General features: G+C 74.0%; 1 protein-coding gene. It reads right to left on the bottom strand.

All coding sequences use genetic code 11. The annotated features are described in order from the left end of the window. Positions 1 to 259, bottom strand: a 259-nt coding sequence (locus tag RB628_RS43025) for a transposase (protein WP_318325829.1), incomplete at its 3' end; no start/stop codon positions are given. Between the last annotated feature and the right edge of the window lie 33 nt (positions 260 to 292).

Genomic DNA, 292 nt, shown 5'->3' with positions numbered 1-292 from the left:
TCTTGGCCAGGCCGCGGTAGCGGGCCCGGCGGCTGTCGGTGACGGCGAGGGCCTGTCGGATGGTTCCCTCGACGCCGGAGCGTAGGGCGTATGCGTCCTGCCAGTCCCGGCCGGCCTGCTCGGCACGGGCGGTGCGCAGGGCCTCGGTCAGCGGGCGCGGGTTCAAGGTGAGCTGCCGGAAGCCCCGGCGGCTGGTGGTGCACGACTCGCGGACCGGGCAGGGGCCGCAGGCCGGCCTGGTGAAAGCGACCACGATCATCGGATAGCCGTGCTGGGTGCACGGGCTCCAGGA

This window comes from Streptomyces sp. ADMS, assembly GCF_033441795.1.
Classification (GTDB): domain Bacteria; phylum Actinomycetota; class Actinomycetes; order Streptomycetales; family Streptomycetaceae; genus Streptomyces.
Note: the sequence above shows the minus strand (reverse complement) of the source record. Positions and strands in the feature narration are given on the sequence as shown.